Source organism: Glutamicibacter sp. BW77 (genome assembly GCF_002332285.1).
Taxonomy (GTDB): Bacteria; Actinomycetota; Actinomycetes; order Actinomycetales; family Micrococcaceae; genus Glutamicibacter; species Glutamicibacter bergerei.
Genome location: NZ_NRGT01000048.1, coordinates 1 through 16,335 on the forward strand (window position 1 = coordinate 1; position 16,335 = coordinate 16,335).

A 16,335-nucleotide genomic window follows, 5' to 3' on the forward strand; every position below is an offset into this window, starting at 1 on the left:
CCCTGAATCCTGAAGAGCCGCTTAAACTCGAAGAGCCGGTAAACGGTCTTTTCAGAATTGAGAGTGTAGCCATCTAATGCCAGTGCCCCTGGATTCCGGTTTGTAGTCAATGCACTAGCAAGCCGAGGCGTTCTAGAAGAATGGAGGTACCTGCACAAATCATTTCTAGAGACCTCGATGGAAGTCTTCATCGAGTGGTAACCAGACCGTTGGTTTCTGCGACAAAGCTATGAGATTCACTGTCCACGAAGTCAATTGATTCAGTGTCTACGGTGTGACGAGATTACACGCTGGGCACGGGGTGAGCTCTTCACACACTTAACACGACGCCACAGTCTCCCGCTGAGTCATTTGCACTCCGATTGTGTGGTTCTTAAAGCATTGTGGTTATAAATGCGCCTCATGCGTGCGTTGTGGAGAACTCCCGAAACTCCTGCCGGTTCCTTTGAACCGATTACGCGGCGCAACGTTGAACGGCTGATAGCGGAATAGTAAAGATGAGTGGACGAGCAATGAGAAGACGTCGCAGAGATAAGTGGCAGAGATTTCATCCGAAACTAAGCCAGGTGATAATACCGCCGATGTTATACAGATCTCGCAATTCTTGTCTAATCAAGCTCTTCTTGGAATATAGATTTTCAATGTACCTCTCATCGAAGAAGTCAAATATGCTTGGGTCCGAGTTATTCTCATGTGACGCACGAAGGAGATCTTGGCCCGCTTTCTTATTGAGAAGCTGCCAGAAGTTAACGCCCAACTTGTTAGACTCTTCAACTAATGCTTGACGTTCCTTCGACGTGAACTGGGGGGTATCCGCTTCTAATTTGCTGAGCACCCCGAGGAATTCACTCGTGTCAGTGTGGTTAGGAACTAAAGCGGTTTCGAATTCCAGAGCCCTGTTAGGGCGGGTAAGTTCGCGTTGCTGGGGGCGTCTGCGCATTTCAAGTAAGTGTTCGTTGAATCGATCGTGGTCAAATTTATGTTCTAACAATGATCGGTCAAATGAGTTCATCAGATCGAAGCCGATAGTATTCGCAGATCGTACCCTTTGTGGAACGCTTGCTGATAAAGCGAACCCGGCGACAGAATAGAGTGGATCGAAACGTGAGCCAACTCGACTCCATAATAGAGAGTTTTGTCCAATATGATAACGATTTCGTGAGTGGGTATAGTGCGCGTCTCCAACAAAGTCAACGAAGCCGTACTGATCATTGAGGTTTTGGAACTCGGACCATAGGAGATCTTCAAGTCCACCAAGTGCAGCCTTCGAAATATTGGACGGGGCCTGTGGTGTGACGTTTAGGTAGGACGACCGGACCACATTCCTATCTAACGCGCCAAGCTCGTTGGCTACAGGACGCTTACCATAGAACGTTCTCAGAACTTCTCCGTAGCCACCACCCACTGCACTTACGGGCACTTTCTTTTCTCTCCCAACTGGGCCGGAGCTGGTTAGTCCACCACTCGAAAACAGGGGGCCCAATAACTTTTCGGCGATAAGGCTGGTAGGGGATGGGGTGAGGCCAGCTCCAGCAACTCGACGTAAGTTGTATTCAGCAGTGAGACTATCGGCTACCTGCCGATCTGTTGTTCCCTCTGGTCCAGAACAGAAAAATAAGGCTTCGGAAGTTCTTCCTAAAGATTGCATCGCGGAGAGGACTAGACGGGAATCAAACCCTCCTGTTACATGGGCGATTTTCTGTTGAGAAGAATGATCCAGAATCGCATTTACGGAAGATAGAACATCCTCACGCAATTGTTGGAACAGTGCGTCATAGGACAATGACTTAAGGTCGTCGAAGATTGAGTAGTTGTTAACTTGTACATTTCCTGAGCTAACAAGAATATACTGGAATGGTTCTATGGAATTTACGTTTTTGAATGACGATTTATTTAATCCACCATTACCAAAAACGATTCGTTCAACCTGAAAAAGTGTGTTCTTCTCGAGCGGTTTGTTATTATCCTTATAGAATTTCGTGATCTGATTAATGTCGGTGGATATAACAGTGTGTCCAGCGTGCCTAATATAGAAGGCTATGGCTCCACCCAAGGGGTCAGGATAGCAGGCTGACCAATTTTCGGTGTTGTCTCGTGCGTAGAGAGCGCCAACATTTTTAGCTGACTTTGACCACCAGTCCGCAATTCTTTGAGGTGACCAAAAGGCAAAAGCCGCAGGTAGCGAATGGGTGAGGTCAGTTATGTTCGTGACTGCTTTTCCATTTAATATGACACTACCGTCTAGCCAGAATAGCCGGTTTCCAATCCTCGTAAAATCGTCGCCAGGAGACATTGCGTTATTGTCCGGGGAAACGAGTAGATCATTGGTGTACGCAATTTTCGGCGCTGGATGATTTTGTGTTTTCATTGGGAATCTTTCGAATTATTGTTATCACGGCGGTGTGAGCAATTGTATTCATTGAAATACAATTGCCAGTTTTTCGCGGCAACCTAGTGTCGGAATTTATTTTGCTATTTAAAACGCAGGAGTAATGAAAAAATGATATTTATGGTTGAATAGATGTTTCACTCTCGAGAACTTTTTCGTTGAATGGCGTCCATAATTCGACCGCCCACGAGCCGAATGGTTTGTCTGTCAGAGTCACACAGGCTAGACGGTGTTCCGGGTCAACCCAGAGGAATGTACCTGACTGGCCAAAGTGTCCAAAGGTCCTTGCTGGGTGGCTCTGACCGGTCCAGTGCGGATTCTTGGTTGAGCGGATCTCAAATCCTAGACCCCAATCGTTGGGGTTTTGACGACCGTAGCCAGGGAGGATCCCCGCGAGATTTTCGAAATGAACTTTCGTGGCATCTTGCATGGTTTCTGCCGCTACTAGCGTGGGATTGAGCAGCTCGGCCGCAAATAACGCAAGATCCGCCGCGTTCGAACGACCATCCTTCGCGCAGCTGCCGGCAATCTCGGTATTGCTCATACCAAGGGGCGCAAAGACGGCTTCCTGCGCATACCCCGAGAAGCTCATCCCAGTTTCTTTTTCAAGATGCTCGGCCAGAACTTCAAAACCGGTGTTTGAATATCCCCGCTTAGTTCCTACCGCGTAACGGATAGTGTTCGAGTCAAAGTCATATCCGGCTGCATGTGCAAGTAGATGGTGAACCGTTGAGCCATCGGGGCCCGCCGGATCTTCCAATGTGATTGCTTCTTCTTCAAGGGCAATGAGGAATGCATAAGTGCTCAACAGCTTGGTAACAGAGGCTAGCTGGTAAACACGCTTGGTATCACCGTGCTCGGCCACTATCGCGCCGTCCCCGTTGACGACTACAGATACCGCGTTATCTACAGGCCACTGCTCAATCTGGGCTAATACGCTCATAGTTAGACCAATCCCTCATTATTCGTTCTCGTGATTGCGAGCGGGAATCACCCAATCATCGCATTGCTTCGCTAGAATTACGAGCAGGAATTGGGTAGCTTTCCCTAGACCAACCATATCGACACTAGACCAAACATAGGAACTTTACGCCGTGCATCTGAAGACTCTCACCGTTCGCGGATTCAAGTCTTTTGCTTCGGCGACCACCTTTGAATTCGAGCCTGGCGTGACTGCTGTCGTAGGCCCGAACGGTTCAGGAAAGTCCAACGTCGTGGATGCGCTTGCCTGGGTTATGGGGGAGCAGGGGGCCAAGACCCTGCGCGGCGGCAAGATGGAAGACGTCATTTTTGCTGGTACCTCCGGCCGGGCACCACTAGGCCGCGCCCATGTATCGCTAACCATCGACAATGCTGATGGGCGGCTTCCTATTGACTACGCCGAAGTCACCATCTCCAGAACATTATTCCGTGCAGGTGGTTCCGAATACGCCATCAATGGCTCTTCGTGCAGACTGCTTGATATCCAAGAACTACTCTCGGATTCCGGGCTGGGCCGCGAAATGCATGTCATTGTCGGTCAGGGCCAGCTGGATAAAATCTTGCACGCCACCGCGGAAGACCGCCGTGGGTTTATCGAAGAAGCGGCCGGCGTTCTTAAGCACCGCCGGCGTAAGGAAAAGACCCTACGCAAGCTTCAAGGTATGCAAGGAAATCTAGATCGGCTTGAAGACCTCAGTTCCGAGGTTCGCAGGCAACTGGCACCGCTAGGGCGCCAGGCAAAGATTGCCCGCCGTGCTCAAAGTGTTCAACTGGACGTACGTGACGCAAAAGCTAGGCTTTTGGCTGATGATCTTGTTTCCCTGAACAATAAGCTTGCCCAAGATATTGATGACGAGACAAAAATCCAGGCTCGCCAGCAGGAGACTGAGCAGCGCCTTGAGCACGTGAAAAAGCACGTGAACCAGTTAAGCGCAGAAGTTGAGCTGCTTACCCCGCGGCTGAGCCTGATCAACGAAACCTGGGTGTCGCTGACCACTCAGGGGGAGCGTTTCCGCTCCTTGGCTGCACTCGCACGTGAACGCGGAAAGCTTCTGGAAGGAAACCAAACCCATTTTGACTCCAGCCGTGATCCGGACCGTCTTGAGGCACAGGCCGAACGCCTAGCCGAAGAACTCGAAGAGCTTGAAGAGTCAGTTGAGGACCGCCACGAAATTCTCGCTGAAGCCATCGAAGCCAAGGAACAGGCAGAGGAGCAGGCACGTGCCGAACAACAACGCATGGCAGCCCTGCTACGCGCTGCCGCTGACCGACGCGAGGGCATGTCGCGTCTTGCCTCCCAGGTAGCATCGGCACGAAGCCGAGTTGATGTGACACGCGCAGAGATCGCCCGTCTGCAAGACGGGTTGCGCTCCTTTGACGCGGACTTAGAAGCTGACGCAAGGTCACATACCGAGCTTTCGACAGAACTTGACCAGCATCTGGCCATGGAATCCACACTGAATGAGGAATTTGAACGGGCGGAAAAGGAACTTCTTCGGCTATCCCAAGCCCAGTCGGAGACTTCGGGACGTGAACGGGAACTGTCGGTCCAAATCTCCGGGCTAAAAGCACGCCTCGATGCCCTGCGACTGAACACCAAACAAGATGATCAATCCGCGCAGATCATTGAGCAGGCTCCCGAAGCAATTTTGGGACGCCTTGGTGAACTCATTTCCGTTTCGCCAGGATATGAACAAGCAATCTCCGCAATTCTGCGCGAATCCGCCGAAGCGCTGGTCGCACGCGACCAAGAGTCTGCCCTGATGCTTCTCAAATCATTGGCAACAGATCGCGCCACCCATGCAAGCTTTGTTCATGCATCCGTTATGGGCTCGGAAGTTAGCGCAGCCAAGGTCGCCGGTATTTCGGCGCGAGAGGTCGTCACCGCAGATCCACTGCTCAATGATCTGCTTGATGTGCTCTTCGCACATCACTATGTGGTGCAGCACCTCGACGAAGCTACAGAACTGCTGCACGCAGATCCCAAGGCGCAGATCACTACCCTGGATGGAGCTACAGTATCCGCGCTACGCAGCTCTGTAGGCGATACGGCCGGAGCTTCGCTCATTGCCCAGCAGGCGCTGGTGGAACAAACGTCGTTAGAACTATCTGCAGCAAGCAACGAACTGAGCGAATGCGAAAGCCAGTTAGCTAAGCGCGCCCCAGTGCTTTCGGAAGCGCAGCAAGCCTATGACGATGCTCAGGGTGCACTAGCGGAGTCTGACGCCAGCATTGATGAGATCTCAACCTACCTGGCAAAGCTCGGTCAGAAGCTGCATACAGCCCGCGCAGATAAAGAAGCGTTGGCCCAGCGAATTCACTTGACTGGCGAAAAACTTGAGATTGAACAAGAATCTTTTGAAGAGATTACCGAACGCATGGAGATGGCCTCCGAGGACCAAGACGAGGACTCGGTAGATGATGCCGGCCGTGCGGCCTTGGCAGACGCGGCCGCAGCAGCCCGCCAGCGTGAGCTGGAAGCCCGGTTGGCGCTGCGTAGCAGCGAGGAACGGGTTAGTGCGCTTCGTTCCCGTGTGGAGGGACTACGCAGAACTGCGGCCGCCGAACGCAGCCACCGTGAGGTGGCAGCGCGCAGAGCTGAAGATCGCCGCACCCAAGCAGCGAACGCACAACGCGTGGAGCAGGCAGCCGAGCGGGTCTTAAAATTCATTGAAATTTCCGTGGACATTGCCGCGCAAGAACGTGAAACGCTTACCGGCAAGCAGCGTGAGCTGGACCAGCTGCTCTCTAGCCAGCGTACCCAGGCAGAACAACTCACCGCAGAACTCGCGCGGTTATCCGACGCGGTACACCGGGACGAGATGGCGCGTGCCGAATTGCGGCTTCGCATCGAATCTTTGGAAACGAAGTCCTTGGAAGATCTCGGATTCACTGCGGATCACCTGATTGCACACTTTGGTCCGGACCAGCTGATTCCCGAAGACGTTGATCCTGAAGATCGATGGGCAGAACTTCATCAGAATGTTGATGACGAGGGCAACATCATCGGAACCAAACCATTTGACCGAGTCGAGCAGGAAAAGCGCCTGAAGAAAGCTGAGCGGGACTTAGCGGCTCTTGGCAAGGTCAACCCGTTGGCGCTGGAAGAATTTGCCGCTTTAGAAGAACGCCACAAGTTCCTCAGCGGTCAGCTGGAAGACCTGAAAAAGTCGCGCAATGATCTGCAGCAGATCATCAAGGATGTGGATGCCCACGTGGAGCGGGTCTTCACCGAGGCGTACAACGACACCGCCATGCAGTTTAAAAGAATTTTTGAGCGTCTGTTCCCCGGGGGAGAGGGACAGCTTGTCCTCACCGACCCGGAGAACATGCTGACCACCGGCATCGAGGTCGAAGCGCGTCCCGCAGGCAAACGGATCAAGCGATTGTCGTTGCTCTCCGGTGGTGAACGCTCTTTGACAGCCGTGGCACTGCTAGTTGCCATCTTCAAGGCGCGTCCTTCGCCGTTCTACGTGATGGACGAGGTGGAAGCAGCACTGGATGATGTGAACTTAGGCCGCCTGATCACGATCTTCGAAGAGCTGCGCGAAGCATCCCAGCTGATTGTGATCACCCATCAGAAGAAGACCATGGAAGTCGCTGACGCGCTGTACGGCGTGACCATGCGCGGCGATGGAGTCTCCACGGTAATTAGCCAGAAACTCAGCAGAGCAGAATAGAATTCAGGCCGGGCCGCGTTAAGCCGGCCCGACCTGGCACAGCAGGGGTTAGGACTTCCGAGTCACCGGAATCGACTCAGGACGCTGAGCACCCTTGAACACATTCTGGTAGCTATTTGGCAAGTGCCCTATATCGAGTGCACGCACACCAAGATCAGCGAGCTTCGAAGCCAGGATTGTTCCGCTCGGTCCTAGTGCGATAAGAACCATGTCCGCGTTTGTATCGCCAAGCGTGTCGGTTAGACGAGTCAGATCCGAGTAGGCATCTACGGATTTGGAAAGAACCATCTCATGGCCAGCGAGGTTGTCGAAGAGTTCAGGGATCAGCTCAAAGCGGGAATCGGCGCCGGTCACGAAGACAACTTTTTTGCCTTCCCACACCTTGCGCCACAGCCGCACCGCTTCGTCGCCGAGAACGGAGAACGCTTGTGGCCGGGTCATATGTGCATTGGCGAAGGACTGCGAAGAGATGACTAGCTCTTTCAGATTTGGCCACAGTTCCTGGTAGACACCGGACCAATGCGCATCTCGGAACAGCTGCGGGAATCCGATGAGCAAGTTTTCATTGTCACTCGTGAAAACCTCGCGCAATGCGGATTGCAGATCCGGCGAATTGGGCTGAAAGCGGAGATTAAAATCGCTCAACTGCATGAGCCGGAATTCTCCATCACCGAATCGTGCCAGAGACTTATCCGTGGTCGCCAGGACATTGAGTGATTCTCTTAGCGACATGACTTGGCGGGAATGGAAGGCGGAGACGGCCTGCATGATATCTGAGGTGGCAGATAGCCGAATGGTTTCCAATTCCCGTTTTTGTGATTTTAGTTCGCCGTGGATCTGTCGAAGAATTTTCTCCATCTCCTTGGTATCGGTCGACGAGTTTTCAATGGATACAGGGATGGGTTTTCCATTGACTATTTTAACATTGAAAACACGGTCGGCAGCCTTTTTGAGCTTTTCTAACATGTAGATCCTCCGGAATTAGAAATCTTGCAACCGATCGTGGTGGCAGTGGTCAACTCAAGTATTGCAGGGTTTGCCGCGATTCAGTACACAATTGGCCTCACTCAACACTTGGAACATCCAATGAACCCAAGAAAGTAGCGAGTACGGGTCAGCTCAAAGAATTGATCCGTGATATTCCGAGGATTATCGGTTAACTGCAGATTTTGCAGTTGCACCCATGCGGTCGAGGTTCTTAGCGTGCCTTGAACATGAGAAAGGCCCGAGGGGGAGCAACCCTCGGGCCTTTCTGAATGATCTTGCTATGGCCGATTAGCAGATATTCTGCTGGCCATTTTTCTTGTACGCGACAGTCTCGTCCAAGACCACAGGTCCGCCAAGCAGGACATTCGTCCAGCCCTTCATGGAGCGCATGGCACTGGCTACTGATGAAGGCATGCATGTCTTCTTAGTCAGCAACATTGGTGCGTCATTGTACGAGGCAATCACCGCACCGGTGAGCCCATCGCGGAAGTCGTCTGCTGTAGCAATAAACTGGCGCTGAGAACCCTTAGGCCAGAAAGTCTTTGCAATCAGTGCGCTGGTGTCATATCGAGTGGCGCCCTCGTAGCGAATCACCTTGGCGTTCGGAACTGCCGCGCGGACCTGGCGTTCGGCCTTCGCCGAAATTGCCAGTGGTCCACCTGCCATGTAAACACGCGTTGGCTTCAGGCGCTTGAGTTCTCGAATCGTTGCCGCAGGAACTTCTGCTTTTCTGGTTAGCAGCATCGGTGCTTCGCGCCCCGAGGCCACGGCTGCCAGAGACATCGCATCTTCAAACCGCTGACCGGTCGCCAGGAACACTTCGTTAGAGCTTCTCCAGGTCCTGGAGATCTTTGCGCTGGTGTCGTAGAGGCTGGCACCCCAAACTCGGGATACTGGGCCGTAAGACTTGATTTTCTTGACGGTTGATTCACTGATAGCGCTTGGACCGCCAAGGACAATGATTTTCTTCGGTTTCAGACGCTTCAATTCTGTAGCCACCGAGGAAGGCAATGAGTCTTTCTTTGTCAGCAGGAGTGGCCCATTGTTACGTGAGGCCATTGGCGAGCCAGCAAGAGCATCAGGGAAACGTTCACCCGAGGTAACCACCACGGTAGATGCGGTCGTGGGGAAAGTACGCTTGGAAATTGCTACGGGAGTATCAAACCAACGCTGTCCGTAAAGCCGTACGGGATCTAACCGGGTGGGCCAGACATCCATATCACCCAAGTAAGAGGTCACCATCTTGTACGGGGTGCTACGCGTATTCTTCGCGAAATCCTTCAGCGACGTCAGATTGCCGTTCCAAACATTGGCATCAACATTCTTTGAATTGCCAATGAGGTTTGAGTTTGAAGAATACTGCCATACGTTGAAGGTCTTCCAGCCTTCGGGAAGTTCGCGTGGATTCTTGGTCGAGGTATCGGAAGTAGGGAATACCGAGACGTGTAGCGGCCAGTACTTGAAAGCTTCGGAATCACCGGTGCACTGATCCCACCAGGACTGTGCGGTATAGATCATGGGCAACCGTCCGGTGCTGGCCTTGATGGTGTTGCCGAAGTCCTTGATCCAGGTCACCATCTGTGCAGGGCTCAGGCCGTAGCAGATATCGCCTTTACCCTGAGGGTAGGCCGTCTTTTTATATGGATTCCACTCGATATCAAGTAATGGCGGCATGGTCTTGCCATCGGCGGTCCACCCTCCACCGTTAGCAAGGAATTCCTTGGCTTGGGCAGCTCCACTGGAGTGCGCGGGCATTGCAAAGTGGTAGGCACCGCGGATCACGCCTGCTGAACCTGAGGCTGCGTAGTTCGTGTTGAACTGTGGATCTTTGAACACTGACGTAGGCCAGGACTGAGTGGCTTTGATGTAGCCGAAACGAGCCCCGTTGTTATAAGCCTGTTTCCAATTGACAGTCCCTTGGTGATGGGAAACGTCAATGCCCAACGTTCCTGGTGGACGCCAAGTGCGCAGTTCTTCAAGTGAGCCTGGTACGGCGAGATCGAGATCCTGCTTGGTGTCAGAGGCTACTTCTTGTGCGAGAGTAGCGAGTTCAGCAAGTGTCGGAGCCGTTGGATCTCCAGACTCATCGATACGCTTTTGCCCTTGGCCCATGGTGGCGTCGACAAAATCTTTGTCCAGAGCATCTAGCGCCAAAGAGGCCAAGGAAATTCTTTCCTTGGCCGAGAGATCGGATTTTTGAGCTAGTCCTTCTTCAATGGCCTTTGCCGCGGAACCAGCAACACTTGGCGTGCTCGCTGGTTCAGAAGTCTGCGCTGCTGGGCTGCTGGACTCCGCTGGAAATGGACTCGCTGCTGCAGAGGTAGAAACGCTAGGAGCTGATTCCTTGGTGGGTGATGCCATCGCGGGTGCCGTTGCTGCCAGTGGCAAGACCAGAGCGGCCCCGAGCGATAACGCGAGCAGGCGTCTGCCTGCAAAGCGGTTTTCAGGCATAAAATCTCCTGTAAAGAATTGCGAGTGTGATCGGTGATTCTTCACAGTATATAAAGAGTACTCAAGAAAGTCTCGTTGGTGGTCGAAAGACGACGAGATCCAACGGTTATTTGCCTTGGACTGTCGGCTCAGACTCTACTGCGACGGGACGGATCGTTTTTGGTACCAGCAGCCACGCGACCACACCAATCAAGCACACCGCACCCGAAGCGCTCAGCGCCACCTGGTAGCTGATGGCATCTGCCATGGCTCCGGCAATCAGTGGCCCGATAATTGCTCCAAGGTCCGTAAACATCTGGAATCCGGCCAGTGCCTTGCCGCCATTGCGTCCCGACCCGATGACATCCGCCACCGCGGCCTGCTGGGCCGGACCTAAGATGCCGCCACCAAAGCCGGCCAGTATTGAGAAGATGATGAATCCTGTTAGCGAGGTGAAGTAGCCCATGGCAACGATGGAACCCAGAAGGACCACCATGCCTACCAAAATCGGGATCTTGCGTCCAATGGCATCGGTGAGTTTTCCAGAGAAAGTCAAGGCGATGCCATTGCCCACGGCGAAGATTGCCAAGGAGATACCGGCAACTTTCGGGCCGAGGTCTTCACCGAAGACCGCTAGGGCAAACAGCGGGATCATGCTGGTACGGATACCGAAGGCCAGCCAGCCATAGCTGAATCCGGAAGCCAAAGCCGCCCGGTACGCCGGCGAGCTCAGCGCCTCACGAGTGGTGACCACCTCTACCGCTGACATTGCGCCGGACTTAGCCGGATCCTTATCCAAGTCGCGCCGGCGTCCCAAAGCGAAGTAGACCACCGCGGCAGCGATGACCAACGCGGTACCGTAGATAACGAAGGGGATGCGCATGCCAAAGGGAGCCAGAAGGCTGCCGAGGACCGGGCCGATGACGTTGCCCAAGAGGAATGAGCCGGCATACATGCCGGAAATCCGGCCGCGTGATTCATTGGGTGCAAGCCGGGCAATGAGTGCCATGGCCGAGATGGTGAACATGGTGGAACCGAAGCCGCCCAGGCCCCGGGCAATCAGCAGCTGCGTGTAGTCCTGGACTACCGCGCATAACAGCGTGGAGACCGCCACCAAAAGCACGCCGGTGACGTAAATGCGCGGTTCGCCAAGCTTGCCCACCAAGATTCCTGCCACCGGGGCGAAGATGAGCCGAGTGAAGGCAAAGATAGAGACAATCACGCTGGCCGCCGCGGCGCCCACATCAAAGCTCACCGCGTACTGCGGAAGGATCGGGGCGATCAGCCCAAAACCGAGGGCAATGATGAAGGCCGCTACGAGAAGAATTGATATTTCGCGGGGGATGGGAGGGCGTGGCTTAGACGAACGTTGACGCTGCATGATGACCGGTTCCCTACCTTGGAATCATGGTAAGGAAGGACCTTTCTCTAGAACTGCAAAACTACTGGCAAGAACGCCAACGCAAGTCTATGCTCTCTAGACCTGCTCGTCTTCAACTGGTGACCGAGGACTCGAAGGGTGCTCGGCAGTATGGGCCAGAGCATACTGTGAGAGAATTTCACTCGTGACCGATTCGCTATTACTTACCATTATCATTGTCGCGGTCATCGCCGTGGTGGCCATTGCCGTCATCGCGTTCGTGACCAAGGGGCGCAAGCCCAAGACTCCGTACACTTCCGAGCGCGACGCAGATGATTCGCCATCTAGCGCCGCAGGGACCGAACCGGACGAGACTCCGGCCGCTGGGCAGTCCCCAGACGGCTCAGTACTGACCGAAGAACCTCCGGTAGAGCCAGTGGCGCCCGCCGCACCGGCACTGGATGTTCCAGAGCCAGTGCAGGGACGCCTTGCCCGTCTGCGCGCTCGCCTGACCAAGTCGAACAACATGTTCTCCAAGGGCCTGCTGGCCCTGCTCAGCCAGGACTCAATTGACGAGGACGTCTGGGAAGAAATTGAAGAGACGCTGCTGTTGGCGGATCTTGGTACCGAGCCTGCCCTTGAACTAGTTGACGCACTGCGTGAACGAGTGAAAATTGAAGGCAGCAAGGACCCCGTTCAGGTCAAGGCAATGCTCCGCGAAGAGCTGCTGAAGCTGGTGGACCCCACTCTGGACCGCAGCTACCTGCCCGAACCGCATCCGGGACGCCCAAGCATCATCATGGTGGTTGGCGTCAACGGCGTCGGCAAGACGACCACTATCGGCAAGCTGGCCCGTGTGCTCGTTGCCGAGGACAAAGACGTGCTCCTCGGTGCCGCGGACACCTTCCGTGCGGCGGCCGCAGAGCAGCTGGCAACCTGGGGAGACCGTGTCGGTGTTCCAACCGTGCGCTCGTTCATTGATGGCGCAGATCCAGCCTCGGTGGCTTTTGAAGCCGTATCTGCGGGCATTGACCAGGAAGTCGACATTGTCATGATCGACACTGCCGGTCGCCTGCAGAACAAGGTCGGCCTGATGGATGAGCTGGGCAAGATCAAGCGTGTTGTTGAGAAAAAGGCAGCCATTGACGAAGTCCTGCTGGTCTTGGATGCCACTACCGGACAGAACGGTCTGGCTCAGGCGAAGGTGTTCTCCGAGGTAGTTAATGTGTCGGGTATCGTGCTGACCAAACTTGATGGCACCGCCAAGGGCGGTATTGTCGTGGCCATCCAGCGCCAGCTGGGTGTTCCGGTGAAACTTGTTGGTCTGGGCGAAGGCCCAGACGATCTGGCTCCCTTTGATCCTGAAGCATTCGTCGACGCATTGCTCGAAGGCTAAAATTTTCGGCGGTTCCCAAAAGGCATCCGTGCCCTGCATCTTCACCGATGCTCGGCACGGATGCTTTTTCTTTATAACCGCATCCAGCCTAAAACTCCGGTCACTTGACCTTGGAGCCGGAGATGCTCGGTGGATCATGCTGATCCTCTGAGCGGTTGAGAAGGAACTGAGCGTTTCAGTCAACCGTATTCGGTGTGCATGAATTCTAAAATCTGAGAATTCAATCACAGCCCAACAGAACTACGTAGACGAAATTACCCGGAAGTCCGGGGATTATCAGGTATTTACGTATAGAAAATGGTTTCATGGCGTGTACCCTATGGTGTAACTGTGGGGGAAATTTTCAGTTATTGTTCAGATTGAATCACTAGACATGATGTAGAGCCTCGTTCACCGCGAGGCTTTATCTATGTTGGCAAGTGGCAACTAGCCGCACCGGCAATAATGCCCTTGCCTCGTGTATCTTTCCCCGGACAAAGGATCCCGCCTCACGTGAGCCTGAAGAAGACTGAGCCTGGCACCACCGCACGTCAATCAAAGCCAGCAATTTTTCGCGGCGACATTCAGGGATTACGTGCCATTGCCGTAGGCGTGGTGGTGATTTACCACTTCTGGCCCAAGGTCTTGCCCGGCGGTTTTATCGGTGTTGACGTCTTTTTCGTGATTTCGGGATTCCTGATCACCACCCACTTGCTCAAGCGTCCGCCGCAGAACATTCGTGACGTGGCGAAGTTTTGGATGCGACGGGTTAAACGATTACTTCCAGCGTCATTCTTGGTCATTCTGGCTGGTCTCATCGGAGTCTGGCTACTGGCACCGATCACCTTGTGGCAAGACTGGGGATTCCAAGCCATTGCCGCCACCTTCTACTTCCAGAACTGGTATCTCTCAACTTCCAAGGTTGACTATCTGGCCGAGGCGGATGCGCCAAGTCCTTTCCAACATTTTTGGTCGCTCTCGGTGGAAGAGCAGTTTTACCTCATCTGGCCGATTCTCATTGGCGCCTTACTTTTTGCCGCCATACGTTTTGGTTGGAAGCGACGCACCGCAGCCCTGATCGGGATGGGCGCAATATTCGCGCTGTCTCTGGGATTCTCCATCTATGCCACGTCCACCGATGCTGGAGCGGCCTACTTCTCCACCTTCACCCGTGCCTGGGAGTTCGCCGCCGGAGCCCTCGTCGCGGCCTTGGGGCAACGTGCCTACGCGGCGAAGAAAGATCTCACGAGTCTGGCAGGATCATGGATCGGCTTGGCCGTGCTGATTTTCAGTGCGTTGGTGTTTGCTGGTGAAATGCCCTTCCCAGGCTACATCGCTTTGGTTCCGGTCTTGGGTACCGCGTTGATACTGCTCTCGCACTCCACGCATAGGTACTCACCGGGATTCCTGCTCGAAAACCGTGTGATGCGCTTCCTAGGCGACAATTCTTACGCCATCTACCTATGGCACTGGCCGATTCTCATTCTGGCTCCCTACACAGTGGCCGACTTTGGCCTAGCTGCCCAACTCGGTGCCTTGGCGCTGACCGTGCTGCTGTCGGTGCTCACCCAAAAATTGGTTGAGGTCCGCTTCCGTAAATTCATCGAGGTCTCAAAGCTCTTAACCGCCCCGCGGTTCTTGCTTGCAGGCTCCGCCGCCCTGGCACTGGCTGCCGGTGCTTTCTACACCATGAGTGGGAACATCATGGAGGAATCCAAAGATATAACCGCTTCGGTCAAACGCGTTAATGCGCAAGTTGGAACGGACTGCTTCGGTTCCAACGGGCTTTCGGATCATTGTGTGGATAAAAAGGGCATCCCGGAGAGCTACAAACAATTAGCCCCAGCTCCTATCGTGGCCAAAGAAGACAAGCCAGTTGTTTACGCGGATGATTGTTTTGCCGCCCAGAGCGATAACTATGCCCAGCGCCCGGTATGCAGCTATGGCAATGACGAAGGAAAGGTCAAAGTTGCGGTAGTGGGTAACTCCCACGCCGGTCAGTGGGTGCCCGCGGTTAAGGCTATCGCCGAGGAACGCGGTTGGAAACTCGACACCTATTTGATTAGTCGTTGCGCGGTGATGGGTGAACGCCAAGCATATGACGAAAGAGCCTCGATTGATGCCTGCGCGGAATACTCGGATTGGACTACGAAGCAGATCGACAAGAATGGTTATGATTTAGTCATCTCTTCCAGCCGCCAGTCCTTAGCAATTGAGGGTAAGGACTTTGCCGCATCTGAAGCTCCGGCGCAGCAAGCGTTCGAGAAGACCCTGAGCGACTGGAAAGATACCGGCGCGCAGGTAGCGGTCATCAAAGACACCCCATTCCCGGGAAGCACCGTGGGTAATCTCCCGGACTGCGTTGCCGAGAACGAACAAGAGTTGTCCGAATGCAGCGGCCCTGCAGACGAATGGATCCCCATGGACCCGCAATTCGAAGCGGTGAAAGCACTAGATGACCCGAGAATCGTCTCGGTGAGCCTGAACGATAAGTTCTGCCGTGACAACACCTGTTACGGGGTTATCGGCGGGGTGGTTGCCTATTGGGACCACTCGCACCTTTCAAACACCATGGCCGAGGATCTGGCGAAGCCGCTGGACAGTCGGCTCAAAGCCGTGCTGGATAATGACAAGCTATTCGCCTCATCCTAGTTCCAAAACGGGTGTTGTGCAGCTGGCCAAGGATCCGCATCTCGGTTCCTTTCCCGGGCATTTTAGATGAGTCAACACCCGAATCAACCACACCTATGCATCGGTTTTCGGACGAATTCTGACCGAGGTCTGATTCTTCGCGGCACGCGGGGCACCGATGTTTTTTCGAATGTCTTGTGCGAGCCCACATCGTGGATCAAGGGGGATTATGAATTGAAAATCAGTTGCTAGATGTTTTCTCTTCCTTACCTTGGAGTACGGTCTGACACCTTGTGCCATTCACGGCCGGTACCTAGCGTTGACCATGTAGAAACCACCGAGCAAGGGAGGACATCATGTCTGAGCAAGATGCCAATAAGCAATTCGGCAATTTTGACAATGCCGACAACCAAGAAACGAAGCAGCCTGGCACCCGAGGAGACTCAAACGGTTCAGAGGACATCAGCAGGCCGACCGACATCCAGCAGTCATACGGCGCAGA

The 16,335-nt window shown here is 54.0% G+C and carries 8 protein-coding genes; 3 read left to right on the plus strand and 5 right to left on the minus strand.

Features of this window, described 5'->3' with window-relative positions; translation table 11 throughout:
• Positions 1-547 precede the first annotated feature (547 nt).
• Together CIK74_RS06330 and CIK74_RS06335 are read right to left on the minus strand one after the other, a co-directional pair.
• Positions 548-2,368 carry a hypothetical protein gene (locus tag CIK74_RS06330; protein WP_096254940.1) on the minus strand — a complete coding sequence of 607 codons (1,821 nt, stop codon included), beginning with the start codon at positions 2,366-2,368 and terminating at the stop codon, positions 548-550.
• A 139-nt stretch (positions 2,369-2,507) separates the two neighbouring features.
• Entirely contained in the window at positions 2,508-3,332 is an 825-nt protein-coding gene (locus CIK74_RS06335) for a serine hydrolase domain-containing protein (RefSeq protein ID WP_096254941.1), read from the minus strand.
• 151 nt (positions 3,333-3,483) lie between these two features.
• Between CIK74_RS06335 and smc the strand changes: the two genes are divergently transcribed.
• Complete coding sequence (smc, locus tag CIK74_RS06340) at positions 3,484-7,050, plus strand: chromosome segregation protein SMC (protein WP_096254942.1); 3,567 nt, start codon at positions 3,484-3,486, stop codon at positions 7,048-7,050.
• A gap of 48 nt (positions 7,051-7,098) precedes the next feature.
• On the opposite strand, the gene CIK74_RS06345 is transcribed toward smc, so the two are convergent.
• The 3 genes from CIK74_RS06345 to CIK74_RS06355 all read right to left on the minus strand — a co-directional run bounded on the left by CIK74_RS06345 (position 7,099) and on the right by CIK74_RS06355 (position 11,848).
• Positions 7,099-8,016, minus strand: coding sequence for a GT-D fold domain-containing glycosyltransferase (locus tag CIK74_RS06345; RefSeq protein ID WP_096254943.1), 918 nt, complete (start codon positions 8,014-8,016; stop codon positions 7,099-7,101).
• A 309-nt stretch (positions 8,017-8,325) separates the two neighbouring features.
• Positions 8,326-10,488, minus strand: a complete 2,163-nt coding sequence (locus CIK74_RS06350) for a cell wall-binding repeat-containing protein (protein WP_096254944.1) — start codon at positions 10,486-10,488, stop codon at positions 8,326-8,328.
• Between the two features lie 106 nt (positions 10,489-10,594).
• Positions 10,595-11,848 (minus strand): MFS transporter, encoded by a 1,254-nt coding sequence (locus CIK74_RS06355; RefSeq protein ID WP_096254945.1) that lies wholly within the window; start codon positions 11,846-11,848, stop codon positions 10,595-10,597.
• Positions 11,849-12,032: 184 nt separating this feature from the next.
• Between CIK74_RS06355 and ftsY the strand changes: the two genes are divergently transcribed.
• Positions 12,033-13,223 (plus strand): signal recognition particle-docking protein FtsY, encoded by a 1,191-nt coding sequence (gene ftsY, locus CIK74_RS06360; protein ID WP_096254946.1) that lies wholly within the window; start codon positions 12,033-12,035, stop codon positions 13,221-13,223.
• 492 nt (positions 13,224-13,715) lie between these two features.
• A complete protein-coding gene (locus CIK74_RS06365) occupies positions 13,716-15,854 on the plus strand; it encodes an acyltransferase family protein (protein ID WP_170947769.1) in 2,139 nt (712 codons plus the stop codon).
• Positions 15,855-16,335: the final 481 nt, after the last annotated feature.

Coding starts and splice junctions, on each gene's coding strand:
- CIK74_RS06330 (WP_096254940.1), bottom strand. CDS start 2,368: ATGAAAACACAAAATCATCCAGCGCCGAAAATTGCGTACACCAATGAT.
- CIK74_RS06335 (WP_096254941.1), bottom strand. CDS start 3,332: ATGAGCGTATTAGCCCAGATTGAGCAGTGGCCTGTAGATAACGCGGTA.
- CIK74_RS06345 (WP_096254943.1), bottom strand. CDS start 8,016: ATGTTAGAAAAGCTCAAAAAGGCTGCCGACCGTGTTTTCAATGTTAAA.
- CIK74_RS06350 (WP_096254944.1), bottom strand. CDS start 10,488: ATGCCTGAAAACCGCTTTGCAGGCAGACGCCTGCTCGCGTTATCGCTC.
- CIK74_RS06355 (WP_096254945.1), bottom strand. CDS start 11,848: ATGCAGCGTCAACGTTCGTCTAAGCCACGCCCTCCCATCCCCCGCGAA.